This is a genomic window from Paenibacillus sp. YAE3 (assembly GCF_057546105.1).
The window spans coordinates 1-14,504 of the sequence record NZ_BAAIYF010000027.1; the positions used below are offsets into that span (position 1 = coordinate 1).

19 protein-coding genes are annotated in these 14,504 nt (G+C 42.7%); 4 read left to right on the forward strand and 15 right to left on the reverse strand.

The window, feature by feature from the left end:
• Positions 1–75 precede the first annotated feature (75 nt).
• Positions 76–252, forward strand: a complete 177-nt coding sequence (locus tag AC27KL_RS27745; protein ID WP_487171772.1) for a hypothetical protein — start codon at positions 76–78, stop codon at positions 250–252.
• A gap of 119 nt (positions 253–371) precedes the next feature.
• Here the strand turns inward: AC27KL_RS27745 and AC27KL_RS27750 are convergent, their stop codons facing one another.
• From AC27KL_RS27750 to AC27KL_RS27765, 4 genes are all read right to left on the reverse strand, one after another.
• The gene (locus AC27KL_RS27750) at positions 372–1,229 is read right to left on the reverse strand and encodes an MBL fold metallo-hydrolase (protein WP_487171773.1); all 858 of its coding nucleotides are present in this window, start codon (positions 1,227–1,229) and stop codon (positions 372–374) included.
• Between the two features lie 172 nt (positions 1,230–1,401).
• Positions 1,402–2,103, reverse strand: coding sequence for a YjjG family noncanonical pyrimidine nucleotidase (locus AC27KL_RS27755; RefSeq protein ID WP_487171774.1), 702 nt, complete (start codon positions 2,101–2,103; stop codon positions 1,402–1,404).
• Between the two features lie 87 nt (positions 2,104–2,190).
• Positions 2,191–2,409, reverse strand: coding sequence for a hypothetical protein (locus tag AC27KL_RS27760; RefSeq protein WP_487171775.1), 219 nt, complete (start codon positions 2,407–2,409; stop codon positions 2,191–2,193).
• Positions 2,410–2,593: 184 nt separating this feature from the next.
• Positions 2,594–3,076: a DUF4830 domain-containing protein gene (locus tag AC27KL_RS27765; RefSeq protein WP_487171776.1), complete on the reverse strand. Its 483-nt coding sequence runs from the start codon at positions 3,074–3,076 to the stop codon at positions 2,594–2,596.
• A gap of 180 nt (positions 3,077–3,256) precedes the next feature.
• Between AC27KL_RS27765 and AC27KL_RS27770 the strand changes: the two genes are divergently transcribed.
• Positions 3,257–3,829 (forward strand): sigma-70 family RNA polymerase sigma factor, encoded by a 573-nt coding sequence (locus AC27KL_RS27770; RefSeq protein WP_339322087.1) that lies wholly within the window; start codon positions 3,257–3,259, stop codon positions 3,827–3,829.
• Positions 3,819–4,883, forward strand: a complete 1,065-nt coding sequence (locus tag AC27KL_RS27775; protein ID WP_487171777.1) for a hypothetical protein — start codon at positions 3,819–3,821, stop codon at positions 4,881–4,883. The genes AC27KL_RS27770 and AC27KL_RS27775 overlap by 11 nt, the downstream gene beginning before the upstream one ends.
• A gap of 136 nt (positions 4,884–5,019) precedes the next feature.
• Here the strand turns inward: AC27KL_RS27775 and AC27KL_RS27780 are convergent, their stop codons facing one another.
• The 4 genes from AC27KL_RS27780 to AC27KL_RS27795 form a co-directional block, all read right to left on the reverse strand.
• Complete coding sequence (locus AC27KL_RS27780; protein WP_487171778.1) at positions 5,020–6,195, reverse strand: alanyl-tRNA editing protein; 1,176 nt, start codon at positions 6,193–6,195, stop codon at positions 5,020–5,022.
• 224 nt (positions 6,196–6,419) lie between these two features.
• Positions 6,420–6,959 (reverse strand): GNAT family N-acetyltransferase, encoded by a 540-nt coding sequence (locus tag AC27KL_RS27785; protein ID WP_487171779.1) that lies wholly within the window; start codon positions 6,957–6,959, stop codon positions 6,420–6,422.
• Between the two features lie 112 nt (positions 6,960–7,071).
• Positions 7,072–7,452: a hypothetical protein gene (locus AC27KL_RS27790; protein WP_487171780.1), complete on the reverse strand. Its 381-nt coding sequence runs from the start codon at positions 7,450–7,452 to the stop codon at positions 7,072–7,074.
• A gap of 67 nt (positions 7,453–7,519) precedes the next feature.
• Positions 7,520–8,038 (reverse strand): DNA topology modulation protein, encoded by a 519-nt coding sequence (locus AC27KL_RS27795; protein WP_487171781.1) that lies wholly within the window; start codon positions 8,036–8,038, stop codon positions 7,520–7,522.
• Positions 8,039–8,184: 146 nt separating this feature from the next.
• On the opposite strand from AC27KL_RS27795, the gene AC27KL_RS27800 reads away from it, so the two are divergent.
• The gene (locus AC27KL_RS27800) at positions 8,185–8,703 is read left to right on the forward strand and encodes a GNAT family N-acetyltransferase (protein ID WP_487171782.1); all 519 of its coding nucleotides are present in this window, start codon (positions 8,185–8,187) and stop codon (positions 8,701–8,703) included.
• 181 nt (positions 8,704–8,884) lie between these two features.
• On the opposite strand, the gene AC27KL_RS27805 is transcribed toward AC27KL_RS27800, so the two are convergent.
• The 7 genes from AC27KL_RS27805 to AC27KL_RS27835 form a co-directional block, all read right to left on the reverse strand.
• A complete protein-coding gene (locus tag AC27KL_RS27805) occupies positions 8,885–9,430 on the reverse strand; it encodes a GNAT family N-acetyltransferase (protein ID WP_487171783.1) in 546 nt (181 codons plus the stop codon).
• 19 nt (positions 9,431–9,449) lie between these two features.
• Positions 9,450–9,875 carry a DUF1801 domain-containing protein gene (locus tag AC27KL_RS27810; protein WP_487171784.1) on the reverse strand — a complete coding sequence of 142 codons (426 nt, stop codon included), beginning with the start codon at positions 9,873–9,875 and terminating at the stop codon, positions 9,450–9,452.
• A 271-nt stretch (positions 9,876–10,146) separates the two neighbouring features.
• A complete protein-coding gene (locus tag AC27KL_RS27815; protein ID WP_487171785.1) occupies positions 10,147–10,857 on the reverse strand; it encodes a CPBP family intramembrane glutamic endopeptidase in 711 nt (236 codons plus the stop codon).
• A gap of 47 nt (positions 10,858–10,904) precedes the next feature.
• On the reverse strand, positions 10,905–11,699 hold the full coding sequence (locus AC27KL_RS27820) for an aminoglycoside phosphotransferase family protein (RefSeq protein WP_487171786.1): 795 nt from the start codon (positions 11,697–11,699) through the stop codon (positions 10,905–10,907).
• 32 nt (positions 11,700–11,731) lie between these two features.
• Entirely contained in the window at positions 11,732–12,298 is a 567-nt protein-coding gene (locus tag AC27KL_RS27825; protein WP_487171787.1) for a GNAT family N-acetyltransferase, read from the reverse strand.
• Positions 12,299–12,364: 66 nt separating this feature from the next.
• A complete protein-coding gene (locus tag AC27KL_RS27830; protein ID WP_487171788.1) occupies positions 12,365–13,270 on the reverse strand; it encodes a DUF5050 domain-containing protein in 906 nt (301 codons plus the stop codon).
• A gap of 145 nt (positions 13,271–13,415) precedes the next feature.
• On the reverse strand, positions 13,416–13,937 hold the full coding sequence (locus AC27KL_RS27835; RefSeq protein ID WP_487171789.1) for a hypothetical protein: 522 nt from the start codon (positions 13,935–13,937) through the stop codon (positions 13,416–13,418).
• Positions 13,938–14,504: the final 567 nt, after the last annotated feature.

Below are 14,504 nucleotides of genomic sequence, written 5' to 3' on the forward strand. Positions count from 1 at the left end.
GACTTCCTCCATCCTTGAGGTTTTTGGGTTTGGTCACTTGAAAACTTCTCCAAGTTGGGGTGAAGTCCCTTTTTTATGTCCGAAAATCCTTACGGCTCAAGGCCTCAGATTACTGCAAAACGCTCAGATAAATCAATGAAAAAAGGTTTAAAACAAGGTGATAAAGTTACACTAAAAGCATCCCTTGATTCTCGTGGCGATAAAACTTTGCAGTTCAACTGGAAGCTGTACGAAGGTGAAGTTATAAAGTGAATTGTATACATATTTTGATGTATTCCGTTCCCCTTCTTACTAGACGATAATAAAAGACCCAGCTTAGGATAGCCTTATCTGAGGCTGGGTCATGTGTTCTGAGCTTTATGATAATCCGTTCATTCTGATTGCGATTTTAATATTTGGTCATTCACAAATGCTTTGAGGAAAAAGAGTTCATTTTCATTTGGTCTCCGGTCGTGATCCGCCTCAAAAGATGCGATGGCTCCCTCTAATGATGCGGATGTTACCGCTTTGCTCGTAGAAATGAGCTCTTTCCAATACAGATCCATCTCCGCCGTGTCACAAATGGATTCATGCCCCAGCAGGAAGTGAGTGGCATCATACTTCCGAATATCTTCGATCATCGGCAATAACAGGGATTGCTTAAAATGATACAAAGAGTTTTTCGTGGTTCCGTAAGCGCTATCCCCCAGAAAAAGGACTTTTTCATCGGGAATATACACGACGGTTGAATCCTCCGTATGCGTGCTTCGAATGGTTTCAAGAACACAAACTTTATTCCCCAAGTCCAGCTCAATAGACCCGTCAAAAATGATATCAGGTGAAGTTAACTGGAAGGTATCTCTCTCCGGTATTTCGTTCCTGATGGTCTCCACGCATGTTGAGGTCATCTTCTTGGCATCTGCATATTTCTGGAGAGATTGATCGTCAAACGAAAGGCTGCGCCATTCCTGAATGATTTCATTCGTTCGGGTATTCACAACGATGGCAGCAGCTTCAAATTCGTTCATCCCTAGAATATGGTCCCAATGCGCATGCGTGATCGCCAAATATTTAACCGGAGGGACTTTTAACTTCTCGATTTCATTCAAAAAGTCCCTTGCGTGCTGAACTGAATTGCCGCTGTCTATAACCAAGCTGTATCGGTCTCCGCAAACCAATCCAAGCGTCGGTCTTTCTTTATCGTCGTGGTGCGGCAAGTAATACATGGATTCGCCTATTTGATTTAGCATGTCAAATCTCCTCTATTTTTTATTTTCATCGGTAAAGAGAAAATCCGCATGCTATTTTTGGGGCTCAAGCGCATTTAGATTTTCCCATTTTATTTGGTTACCAATGGAATCGCCTCCTGCGCATTTAACATGTGATGGATGAAGCCATGGGCTTGCCGAGCCCCTCATATAATCAAACAACTCCCAGTAATTCTTTTAATTCCCTTACGATGTACGTTGGTTGATATTCAATAGATATGGAATGACCGTTCCTGTTATAGTAGCAAAAATCGATCCCCGCGTTCCGGGCGCCTTGGTAATCGTCGGTTAATGAATCGCCCACAAAAAGCACTTCATGACTTGAAAGCTGCAGCTCATCGAGAGCGATATCAAATATCTTTTTCTCGGGTTTTCGAATCCCCACTTCGTCGGAAACCACAATGGATTCAAAAAAGTGATGGAGATCCCCCACCGCCAACCTCTTCCTTTGGGCCATGCCGATGCCATTGGAGATAATCCCCAGCTTATACCGCGGTTTGATGGATTGAAGGACCTCCTGAGCTCCCTCTTCATAAATGCAAGTATTGCAAAAATAATCCCAATAGGTATTGGTGAGCATGTCATGATCGGACGGATTCATGTTCAAAGCGTCACGGAACGAACTATGCAAGACGTCTTGAATCGAACGATGCATGCCGCTTTTGTTGACGAAGTCCAGCCAATGTTTGGCGTTATGCTTCAAAAACGACTGCCAAAACTCATCCCATTTCCGTTCTTCGTCTACGAACAAGTTGTGATCCCGAAGCGTTTTTTTCATGGAATTCAATTCGCATAAGGAATAATTTAATAGCGTATTATCCAAATCAAAAATTACGGCTTTATACATATGTATCATCCCCGACCCCGAATAATATTTACTTTATAACAACATGCTCATTATGAAAATGTATTGTTTGGTTTAAATTGTTTTGGAGATGAGATCTTACGGTTTGTTCTTGTATTCAATAATCATTCTTATAATCGCGAGGACCAGGCAAAAGATGCCCGCAGCCAGCCCTATATACATGGATGTATAAGCAAACCGGGGAATTTCCCCATCTCCCACAGGCCCGACTTTAGGCTGATCCAAGGACCATAATCTGTATGAAGCCAAGGCAATGATGACCAAGGATATGAATACAGAAATAATTCCTCTTTTCATAAGCCGCCCCCCCTTTTGATTAAATGATTATGATCTATTCTCTTTTATTCTCTTCCGAATCTTCCGAATCCAGGTATTGCTCCAATTCCTTTTCGATCTCCTCATTGCTTGCTTGAAATTCCTTGGTTTCGTCTATTGTAATAGCAACCATTCACCTGTATTGTCCCGACGGCCCATAACCAACCTAATCGTTATTTGCGTTTACGAACCGTCCAATGCCATATTGCTCATCCTTTTGGTTCGAAGGGAACATTGGCGTGGTTTGGCCGGCGTTCACTTGAATTTCTCCGTTCGGTTGTACCACTTCATGGTTAAAATCCAAATAGCTTCCGATGATGGCTCCCCCTGATTCTAAGATGTAAACTACAATATGGTTGTAATGATCCGTTTTTTCCTTCAGCACGTACCCGGTTTCGATTACGTCCCGATCCAGATACGGAGACAAATCAACATGTCCTTCGGTTCGGATCTTATCGACATGCTCTTGATAATCCTGCAAGGTGTTTGCCTTAAACCTTGTTTCCGAGTAATATTGCCCAATATGCCATCCATATTGTTGCAAATATTCCGTATGCTGCGGATTGTAAATCTCAACAGATTCTTTTGTATGTTCTTTACATCCCGCCAGTACCAACAGGACAAGCAACATCAGGATCATGGACCGCACGCGAAGCACCTCCTTTTCTCAGTAAGCTTTCCGGCCGAGGTTATTCCATAATTATACATTTAATAACAAAAGAGCGGTAGGTTTACATGGCCTCCAAAAAAAAAATAATCAAGAACCGAACTTTTTTTCGGGAGTGAGACAATATAGGGTGTAAGCTGCTTACCCAGGAGGGCCCTCTGAATGCAAAACGATGATATGTACCAATTACTTACAAAAATGATTGAAGGAGATCAGCAGGCGTTTCACACGCTGTATGAGATCACCTATCGGGATGTCTATCGGACCGTCTCCTTTCTGGTGGATCATCAGCAGGATCGGGAAGATGTCATGAACGAGATCTATATGCAAATGTGGACCTCCCTGGCCAACTACGATACGAACCGTCCTTTCAAGTTCTGGCTGCACGGCCTGGTCATCCGCCAAGTGCAGAGATTTCGGGTCAAGCGTTGGAGGAGATTCCGAATTTTTGAACGCATCCGTGCCTTCTCCCGGGAAGAGCATCATTGGGACCGCCCCACCGTTGCGGAAGATGCTGACCCTGAGATATCGCAGGCCATCCACAAACTGACCGACAAACAGCGAGAAGTGATTATCCTCCGCTTTTATCACGACTATACGCTGGAGGAAATCGCGACGATGCTCGGTATTCCGCTGGGTACGGTCAAGTCCCGATATCATGCCAGTCTACAGGCGCTTCGAAAACACTTAGGGAATCTCCCCCTGGAAAGGATGAGCAAAAACAATGCCTATTGAACGCCAGATCCGTGAATACCTGCATAACGAGGCAGAGACCCGGGAGTGCCCGCCGGCGCTTTCCAAACGAATCGAACAATCCTATTCTCAATATTTGCAACGAAAAAGGAGCGAAAAACCGATGAAAAAACGTCTGATTGCTGGAATGGTTGCCGCTGTAATTATGATTCCTACTGCAGCATTTGCCGCCCCTACCCTGATTGAAATGGTGACAAGAACGCCGATCACCGCTGAACAAGTCAAGGTCGATGAAGTAGGAAAAGCCGCGCTCGAGAAGTTGTACAGCGCATTTCCCGAAACCAAATCGTTTGAAATCGTCGAGGCAAGCCAGCTTGGCGGCGACCCGAATGCGGCAAAAACCAAAGCGATCCAAACCAGCATCGTATTGCAGGAAAAGGGAGCCGCAGGCAAAAAAATCAGGCTGGATATCAACGGGGTGACGGGCGAGATTGAACACGTGAATCAAGAAAATTGGGAGCCCCAGGCGAAGCCGGTCATTTCTTTAACCGATAAGGAAATCAAGGCGAAGGTAGATCATCTCATTGACAAAATATACGGCAACATGAAGCAGTACGAGTTCAGCATGGAGCAGATGGGGAATCCGAATCAAAAAACGTTCATGTTGAATTACACCGTAAAGGGATCCGCAACACCGTTCTACCAGGCATTCGTTCAAGGGAATACGATCAGCGTATCGTTGATCGGAGGCGGTCCTGCTCTATCAGTAGAAGGATTCTTCTCCGCAAATGGCAAACCTGATTATACGGCCGATGCATTTTTGAACGATGACAAACTGTTTGCTTTACTAAAAATGAGCCCAAGCGAATTAAAACAAGAGCTGGCGAAAGGCAAATCCGTGGTCGAGATTGCAGCAGCCAAACATATTTCCAAACAACAAGTCATCGATGTCATTGCAACTACGCAGGCTGAAGGGCAAATTCAAGCCGAACAAACGGGAAAAACGAAAAACGATCTTTTAATGAAACAAATCAAAAAGGCGCTTGAGCCCAAAGTATTGCAAGTGATTGAACATAAAACGGAAACGCCGTGGTAAAAAGAAGATGTTCACACTTTTAAAATTGCAGAAGCAATCCGTGCCGGGAGATCCTGAGCTTGGATTGGAAACGAAAGAGGCGCCAGAAATGGCGCCTTCGTTTTATTTTACATAATACTATGCCGCTTATTCCTCCTCAATCGCCGCTTAAGGACTGTGCCGCAAAATGGTAGAACGCCATGGCGTCCTCCGCATTGGCAAAACCGGCCTGCGCCATTTTGTCGCTGCCTCCGCCTTTGCCGCGATAATCGGCCAAATGCTGCTTAAAAAACGCGCCGCAGGCAAGTCCGCCCCCGTCTCCCCGGGCAAGAAGCACCTTATGCTCCGAGTTGGAGGCAAAAAGCATGATCGCATCGGCTTGTTCGGCGAGTTTGGCCGCCAGGTTTTGCATATCCTTCAACGGCTTGTCCGCGAATACATGCTGGATGAGGCTGCCCTGACGGTTTGCCAGCAGCTTTTCGGCCAGGTAAACGTCATTTTCGGCCTTTACCGCGTTTAGCTCCCCCTGGAGCTGCTTCTGCTCCTGATCCCATTTGGCAATTCGGTCCAAAATCTCTTCCTTGCCGGTATTGAATCGGGCCGACAGACTGCCCAAAATCTCCATGCCGGCATTAAATTCTCTCAGCGCACGATAACCGCATTTAAAATAAAGGCGCGTATGCCCCTTTTGCTTCTCCGCCCGCAGCAGTTTGATCATTCCGATCTCGCCGGTTGCGGAGACATGGGTTCCGCCGCAGGCATTGTATTCGATCCCCTCGATTTCGACGATCCGGATATCCTCGGTGACCTTCGGCTGCTTCACCAGCGGCAATTCGGCTGCCCGTTCCCGGCTCACAAAATAACTCGTGACCTTCCGGTTCAGGTATATCTGATCATTCACTTCCAATTCCAGCATCATCAGCTCGTCCTGAGGCAGATCGGTACGGGCGACATCAATGGTGGCGTAATCCTGTCCCAAGTGGAAACTGAGCGTTTCCGCCTTGCATACCTCCAAACACATGGCAGACAGCAAATGCTGGCCGCTGTGATGCTGCATATGGTCGAACCTTCTCTCCCAATCCAATCGGCAGCCAACTACATCTTTTTCAGGAAAACGCTCGACCTTATGCAGAATTTCCCTTTCCTCCTGTACAACATCAAGCACCGGAATGGCATCGATCCACCCCAAGTCACAGGGCTGCCCACCGCCGTGCGGATAAAAGGCCGTCTCCTCCAGCACCAAATATATTCCGTCCTCCCGCTCCATTTTGCGCGTGATTCGTGTCTCCCATTCCCGGATATAAGCCGATTCGTAATATAACTTTTTCGTCATCTGTAATGTCCTCGCTTGTTCCCAGTTAAATTTTATTTTAGTTTCAGCTTACTACAAAAACGCCCCGCAACGCCAAATTCCCCGAAAAATAAAAAAGACCGCCTGCCAGCGATCCGAACAGCAAGGTTTTCATGATTGGTGACGACGATGCAATACAATTCAGCCTTAGCTCATATCTTAAGCCGCGCCGCGAAAGGTTTTATTGTACGTTTGGCATGAATGGTTTACGTAGCCATTTCATGCTGCATGCCTTCACTGCTTTCTAAAAAGCTTTCCCGCTCCACATAATACAAATCGAAGCAATGCTGCGGTTGATTGATCGATTGATATACCTGCTCATAGATGTTGTTTCCTAATTTGACGTACGGCAGCTTTTCCACCGCTTTTCTCGATCGGATGTTTTGCTTCCGGATCTTCAAATAAACCGTTTCGATGGGGTGTTCAAGAAGCAGTTCAGCCAAAAAAGCTTCCTTCGCCCGCGCGTTATACCCTTTTCCGAAATAAGGGGCACCGATCCATGTAGCCAGGAAGCCCGTTTGATGCGCAATCTGATATAAATCAATGGTGCCGATGGGCTGCCCCATCTCGTTCATAATCGTCCTGGAGATACAAGTTCCCTGCTCTTCCTCAACGATCAGCTGCTTGGTTATGAACAGATATTCTTCGTAAGATTGGCATGGATAACGAACAAAAGGAAACACCGCAGGATCCGTCATGAGGTTGTACAGCGCATGGCATTCGTGCAAATCGCGTTTTTTTAACATCACATCGACCACCTAGTCCTTTTGATTTGCGCATAAACATTTCAAGTATATAAAAGGACTTGGGGCATTGGATAAATGCTGTATTTTCCGGGTGTAAAAATGCAGTTCGAAATCATTCATGGATCAGCCATATTTTGGCATCTTCAGGATCGGCATAAAATGATATCTTTGGATTCATCCCCAGCTTCTTCATTCCTCTTCTTAGTCTCCATGCATTGAGACCGGATAATCCGACAAACGAAATTTTGTCGATATGGTCCTTTAGATTGTACATATGGTTTATGAGTTCTTGACGTACTCGCTTCGTAACGGATGTATGATACATATCCACCCATATTTTAAGCCTTTTGTTTGTTTTAAAAATGAATTCCTCTTCTTGTTTCATCAATGCAAAAAGCTGTTCTTCGTTGTTATATTTGCTTCCGTACTTCAAACAATGGATTGCTCCGCCCTTATAGTAATAAGGATAGATGGAACCTCCCGGCGATTTCATGAGATATCACCTCCTAAAGTTTAGAATTCGGTACAACGATATTTGTTATGTGGGGCTGAAATAGCTCTTATCGTTCGCCCTTGTCCATTCGATCCAAAAAATGCCGCACCTCTTTTCTTGACCTTAAGATGACAACTTGTTTGCGCTCTTTGGCTTTCTCAAGCTCTTTTATCACCCGTAGCCTGGTTCTCTTCCGATAATTCCAGACCCAATTAAAAAACTCCCAATCCAGTTTTTCGGGGCATTCCTCATTGAGATCGGGTCGCGTTTTTCCATGGTATATGATTCTTCTTTTGATGATCCGATAAATGCATAAAAACGTGGGCATGTCCAAAAATATCACCGCATCTGCTTCATTCAATCTCATCCCTAGCGTTCTTGAATAATTTCCGTCCATGATCCACCGATCTTGGCTTACGGCAGCTTTAATAAAGTCATCCCATTCTTCATTTGGGGTCGGGGTCCAATGGGGTTTCCAATAATACCGGTCTAAATGAATCACTGGCAGCGATAGGATTTTACTGAGTTTTTGAGATAAAGTCGATTTTCCTGAGCCGGCCGAGCCTATAACGATGATTCGATTCACCAATGGTCACCTTCTTTCGTTCTTTACTGATTTTTTATGCTTCTTAATGACGTATCCAGGAAATCGTGATACAATTCAAAAGAGGAACAAATGTTCCCTGTCGTGGTATGCAAGAAAGTTTACCATACTATTATAGGAGTGAAAAGATGGGGAGCCGAATGAGTGTACGAATTGAGCCCTGGTCAGACGCCGATCTTGCTTTACTTTATCGCCTGAATACACCGGAAATGCTAGAGCACTTGGGCGGCCCGGAATCCGACGAACAGATCCTTGCACGCCATAAGCGGTATCTTGAGATTGGCATGAAGGGAACCGGACGTATGTTCAGCATCGTCCTGCTCCCGGAACTTGAAGCAGTCGGTAACATCGGGTACTGGGAACGAGTTTGGCAGGAGAAAACGATTTACGAGATCGGCTGGGGGGTCTTGCCGCCTTTTCAAGGCAGAGGCATAGCTGCTTCGGCTACGGCGGCTGCGCTCGCAAGTGCCAGTGCAGAACAGAAACATAGGTACATTCACGCATTTCCATCCGTTGATAATCCAGCGTCAAACGCCATTTGCAGGAAGCTCAACTTCTCGTTGATCTCCGAGTGCGCGTTCGAATATCCGCCAGGGAACGCCTTACGATGCAACGACTGGCGCATAGATCTCAATGAGAAGTTCTAAATTGGCCATTTCGGTTTATTAACGAGTTAGTTTTATTCTAACTGGTTGAAAACGACGAAGTCGCCGACTGAGCATGGAAGTCAGCCTTGCTGTGCGGTGTCCGCCTGATTCTCCTCGACGTGCCTCGGGCGGACCGATGGCCCAAAGTCCCGATTCGTGAATGGCGTTTCAGGATGTCAGCTCAATAAAAATAGCCTAAAAAATCCAGATCCCCTTCGCTCCAAGCGGTCTTTCCTACTTCCTTAATCATTAACTGATCAACCTCTTCATGGCCTATACCGTTGGTTGTCTGCGTTTCATAGTTAATTTTCATCCATTTACATTTATTCTTTACCGGCTTATACCCATTTTTCAAATAGAAGTTCGTCTTATCTGTAAATAAAAGTATAAAATCGATATTTCGGCCCTCAGAAAATTGATCAACTTCTAAAAGCAGCTTTGAACCCACACCCTGCGAACGGCTGTTTTGTGAAACGCAAAAATCAATGACTCCCAGTATTCTTACGGGTTTTCCGTTTAGATTCATGACCCTATATTCTAGCCCTACGTGTCCTATGAGTTGGTTTTCCTGATTCAAAGCCAGAAATCTAAAATGCGGCAATTGCTTGAAATAAATCCGATCCTTGGGATAGATATCCGGAAAACTGTCGATTAATAATGTTTGTATAGATGCTTCCAACTCAGTGCTGATATCATATTCAAATACTTTTTCGATCTTCAAAGTCACCTCTCCTGTCCGATATATCCTATATATCTTTCGTAACAACGATCCATTTATTTATAACTTGTTTTAAACTTTCCTTTTGTAGTTCTATTTCATCTAATGACCTGAATTTAACGGCAGCGCGATCCCCGGCCAACCATTCCAAGAGCTGTGTGGAGTCTTCAAAGAGGGGCCTTCCTTTTGCGTGCGGAGTCACTTTCGAACCACAGTGGAAAATCAGGCGAAACCCGTCTTTGCCATGTAAGTTAAACGTTATTCGATCGTCACCATGAATAAAATAGCTCGGTGCATTCCATTTTATGTGCTCTGACAACTGGGCATTCGCTTCTCGAATGATGCTTCTTACATATTCAATTTCAGGCTTTAATGGATGGTTAAGTTCCTCTAGAAATTTTTCTACTTGTTCTTGCCCGTTTTTCGTTTTATTACTATCCTTTTTGGCAGTCATTTTTTCCTCCTTGAAAAGGGATGGTGCTTTTCTTGAAAGTCTCTATCTCCCCATCCTAAACACGAAACGAAATCAAATTCTTGTCCTATTCGTTCATATAACGAAGTGCCATTTATAATAATATCTCCGTAATGAATGGAGCTGGGATATCCTTCTCTGACTCTTTTTTGTATTGTAATTATTGATGTCTTCATATCCCATCCCTTCTTATCGCTAAGTAATTTTGTGACGAATGACCCTACAGGCTTTAATACGCCTCGTTATTACGTTGTTAGAAGAATCTACTTAATATTCTCTTCGAAAAGAGAACTGAAAATAAATTGAATACAATATGTAATATGAGCGAATACAAAATAGATTTTGTCATCTCTGTTATAGCTCCCAACAGTAGCCCTCCCAAAAACGCAAAAATCATAAATCGGATACTTTCGGCTGATAATTTATAGTATTGCAAATGGCAGATTGCAAATAGAAAGGCAGTAATGATGACTGGAACTGTTATTGGCATATATAACACATCCATTAATTTAGAAGGGGCAATAAGAGACTCCATGATCGGTAATATCAATCCTCTAAAGAGAATCTCTTCTACTACCGGAAATGTTATTACAAACTGTATGATGTTGTACTTCCCGATTGGATTATAGCCAGAAAAGCGTGCTGCGATCACATGAATGATGATAAGCATGAAAAACAGCGGAAATAAATTATCAACTTCATTAGGCATTTTAAAGGTATAGTTATGATTAAACAGGGGAGTGATCGCTACTATTACCAAAGCCCAGAACAATACAGTATATTTACCAACCCTCCTGTAAGGAGTCGTTCTAATGGCTACTTCTACGAGCTTGTAAGAAAAAGTCAACAGTAGCGATAGGCAAAGAGATATCATCATAGCTCTCCAAAAAGGTTTTTTTGTATCTATTAGGGTTTTCGGCCTAACGTTCTTGTATTTACGAAAGTAACGACATGGAGCGACCACGATGCCTCTCTTGCTTCGGGGTCATTTACAAATCGGTCATGCACCAATTAACTCCAATCATCGAAATGTTTATCCAGGAAGATTAATTCCTTTTTGTAATGATCCAGATGCCCTTCTTGAACCAGCTTGATAAAAGCAGGGTCCCCGGCTGCGGCACGATCCGACAGTGTGGTGCACATGAAATGGATACGAGAAACAACCCACCATTTTAGATCCATAGGTACATCCATGCCGTAGGAATCAAAAAATAACTTTATTCGTTTTTTCCGTATGGATGCATGATCCGTTTTGTTATATTCTACAACCGAAAAATCTTCCCCGCCTGGCGCGAATCCGGCTAGAGGAACTGATGTGTAGAGAGTGTAAGCAATATCCCAAATACGAGGCCCAAACCCCGCCATATCAAAGTCAATCATTCCAACGGGGATCTCGTCTTTGAACACAACGTTATATAACGCAGCATCATTATGACAGACGACTTCGTGCTGGGATTCATCCGGAAAATCATTTGAAGATTTTTCAGAGGTGGAGAATCCTACAGACGAGTCATGGAACCGTCTTAAGATCCTGGCCAATTCAGCCAGCGCCAAATCCGACCACATATAACTTTCATTTTCAGGGTAGTTGTTCCCGGGAACCACGCCTTGAATGTAAGAAAAAACCTCTCTCCCCTTCTCGTCAATTCCTAAATATCTTGGGACGTGCGGGCAACCTGCAGACTCAAGATACCTAAGAAGATGATTTACATACGGGTTTGGTTTGGATTCACGACGTACTGTCTCTCCTACTTTGACGACTCTGTTTATATTTCCTCCGGTCAGGATTTCCTCGTGATCCTTCAATCATTTGCCTCCTTTGAATACTGTGACTGGTTTCAGAGTGCCTTCTCCATAAAATCTTTCTTGAGAATTGAAAATATCAACGTATCCGTGATGATCTCACCAAATATATAGTCCCGAAGTAAACCCTCCTGTACGAAGCCCAACTTTGATAGAAGTTTTGCAGATGCATCGTTTTCCGGCATGACTTTAGCTTGTATTCGATTCATATCTAGCACATGGAAGGCAAAGGGAATAATGGTTTCAAGCGCTTCAGTCATGATTCCCTTCCCCCAGTATGCTTTTGATAAGTTATAGGATAAGTTAACCATGGATGCTCTAATAAAATCGTTCAATATGCATGTCCCAATAATTCTATCCTCATCTTTTGTAGCGATGCCCCACGTTATCATTTCTTTTCTATTAAATGCGTTTTGAAACCGCGTAAATGTCTTCGCGGCTGTCTCCATATTTTTTGGACCTTCATATCCCCAATATTTTGTTACTTCATGATCTGAGAAATAAGTGTAATATTCCTTGGCATCATCCGAACGTAATTCTCGCAATATAAATCTTTCCGTTTCAAGCTTAGGAAAAGTAATGAACGCATCTTTAAATGGCATATGAATCCTCCGACTTTCGAATTTTTATATTTCATCTCCAATTTCGGCTTTCGCAACCCAAGCCATTCAGTTGATTTTTCGTTCATCCTTCACCATATCGTGAATATCAACCTTCACCATCTTGGATAAATCATGAAAAAAAACATAGTGATCAATGAGATGGATATAAAATGATTTTATTTGATTTAATTCTTGTCTTTCCGTCCCATCTGTTTTGATTCGGACCAGATTCTTTTTCTTCGAATGATCACTATAATAAATCCAGCCATCCGAAACATTTATATATCGCGCATTATCGTTAGACAACATCGTTAGCTTGGTGCCGTCCGTTTTCATTTTGTATAACTTTTGGTCATAATTGAAGTACAACCAATCCCCTTCGATATTTAATTCGTTAATCAATTTCCCTTCTAAAAGTTTTATTTTTGAATTCCCATGGATATCGATCTTAATTAACTTATTGTAATATGACGTATAATACAGCGACTTACCGCTAACCACAATTTGGCTTGCATGATCATTATTCAATTGTATTTTGCCGGTCCCGTCTAAATTCATTCTATAGATGAAACCATCCTGAGGTCCTATATTGGTATAAAAAATATATTGATCTGTGACATTGACATGAAACGCAGAATTGGCTAATACTTGTTTTTCTGTCCCATCGATTTTTGCTTTCGTCAGCTTCCAGCCGTCAGAGTAATACAAGTAATCTCCAACAATATTGATATAGCCGGGAAACCCATCCATTAATTTTGTTTTTTCAGTTCCATCTTTTTTTACCTTATATAGCCCTCCTGCCGAAGAAAAACTTCTATAGTAGATCCATTCCCCCTTACTCGCATAGAATCCATCATTATTCAAATTCCCTGTACTATTCCCCGCAAAGGATGAGTTTTGATTTGAGCCAGCAAAAGTAACGTTCATGTTCACCAATAAAAAGAGCGCGATTATGAATATGGTTTTCCTCATTTTTATCTCCCTTCTTTTTTGTGAATTGGACATGACTTAAGCACAGCGTCGATGGCCTGATTTCATTATCTTGGATGATTCTCGAAATCGATAAATGGATTAAGATCGGTGCCAGCCGCCCGCCGTGTGAAGACTATGTAGGCCATCATAGAATTAACTTTTTAAGCTCTTCTCTTATTTCATCATTCAAACTCTTTGTATTAATAAAATCCACAATAATATTCCTATTTACTTTGGATTTATTATTTTTTAAGTAATTTAATAGCAAACCGGCTTTTATCTTCCTATTCATTAATGAGTAAGCCACATACCAAATCTCAGGGCTTGAAATCTTGATTCTATCCCACTTATCAAAATTGCTGACCGGTAAATTAATAACTCCACCTTCGGTCTGTAAAGCAAAGTATCCGATAATATCTATCTTTAAAGAGTTAATGCTTATTCGATACTTGCTTGCAAACGGAAAATCTCCACTACTTTGTTCTATCCAATCATAACCGGCGATTGCTTTTAACAATAAATCCTTTGGACATTCAACAGCTAGATCCCAATCGTTTACTATGTCAATTAATTTTAAATAGTATAACAATCCACTACCGCCAAGAGAATATGATATATTATTGTCTTCTAATCGCTTTATTATTGGTAATATCTCTTTATAATCCATAAGGGTTTCTCCTTTAAAGTAATCGCCCAATTGAAGCCAACAGGATTGTCCCCCGACTTCAGGCCGTACGTACCGGGGCCGACAGACTTAACCTTGAAGGGTTGCGAGTTGAATCTTCATCACTGATGGCGAACCTAGGCAGTACAGTTTTATTCACGACTCGAGCCGGCCTTAGATCGTTCTATCTATGGGCCGGCTCGTGTATCGTCTGAAATATCTTCCATAATTATACATTGAATGACCGCGGGCGTCAGCCCCGCAGCGTGAATATGATGTACATGATGTCATATGGATTTCTTCAAAATTATGGAATTCTCCACTCATTAGCTTTTAATCCATAAATTGTTCTATCTATATATCTCCCGTTAATGTATTCATAATCTCTTAGTTCCCCTTCAAGTTTAAACCCTAATTTTTCAGGAATTGCACGGCTTTTTATATTGAGTGTTTTGCATAATTCCGTTTCAGAGAAGAAGCGATAGCATATTCACTGTCGTTAAGGGGTAATTTTCGAAAATGGTATTATATGGATGAAGAAAAGGGCAGACTTGCAGAATTTTAGAACAG

Excerpts from the sequence above, each read along its gene's own strand:
- AC27KL_RS27780 (WP_487171778.1), bottom strand. The coding sequence starts at position 6,195 with ATGACGAAAAAGTTATATTACGAATCGGCTTATATCCGGGAATGGGAG.
- AC27KL_RS27835 (WP_487171789.1), bottom strand. The coding sequence starts at position 13,937 with ATGGATTATAAAGAGATATTACCAATAATAAAGCGATTAGAAGACAAT.
- AC27KL_RS27745 (WP_487171772.1), top strand. The coding sequence starts at position 76 with ATGTCCGAAAATCCTTACGGCTCAAGGCCTCAGATTACTGCAAAACGC.
- AC27KL_RS27810 (WP_487171784.1), bottom strand. The coding sequence starts at position 9,875 with ATGACTGCCAAAAAGGATAGTAATAAAACGAAAAACGGGCAAGAACAA.
- AC27KL_RS27830 (WP_487171788.1), bottom strand. The coding sequence starts at position 13,270 with ATGAGGAAAACCATATTCATAATCGCGCTCTTTTTATTGGTGAACATG.
- AC27KL_RS27755 (WP_487171774.1), bottom strand. The coding sequence starts at position 2,103 with ATGATACATATGTATAAAGCCGTAATTTTTGATTTGGATAATACGCTA.
- AC27KL_RS27825 (WP_487171787.1), bottom strand. The coding sequence starts at position 12,298 with ATGCCATTTAAAGATGCGTTCATTACTTTTCCTAAGCTTGAAACGGAA.
- AC27KL_RS27785 (WP_487171779.1), bottom strand. The coding sequence starts at position 6,959 with ATGTTAAAAAAACGCGATTTGCACGAATGCCATGCGCTGTACAACCTC.
- AC27KL_RS27790 (WP_487171780.1), bottom strand. The coding sequence starts at position 7,452 with ATGAAATCGCCGGGAGGTTCCATCTATCCTTATTACTATAAGGGCGGA.
- AC27KL_RS27750 (WP_487171773.1), bottom strand. The coding sequence starts at position 1,229 with ATGCTAAATCAAATAGGCGAATCCATGTATTACTTGCCGCACCACGAC.
- AC27KL_RS27770 (WP_339322087.1), top strand. The coding sequence starts at position 3,257 with ATGCAAAACGATGATATGTACCAATTACTTACAAAAATGATTGAAGGA.
- AC27KL_RS27775 (WP_487171777.1), top strand. The coding sequence starts at position 3,819 with ATGCCTATTGAACGCCAGATCCGTGAATACCTGCATAACGAGGCAGAG.
- AC27KL_RS27800 (WP_487171782.1), top strand. The coding sequence starts at position 8,185 with ATGGGGAGCCGAATGAGTGTACGAATTGAGCCCTGGTCAGACGCCGAT.
- AC27KL_RS27760 (WP_487171775.1), bottom strand. The coding sequence starts at position 2,409 with ATGAAAAGAGGAATTATTTCTGTATTCATATCCTTGGTCATCATTGCC.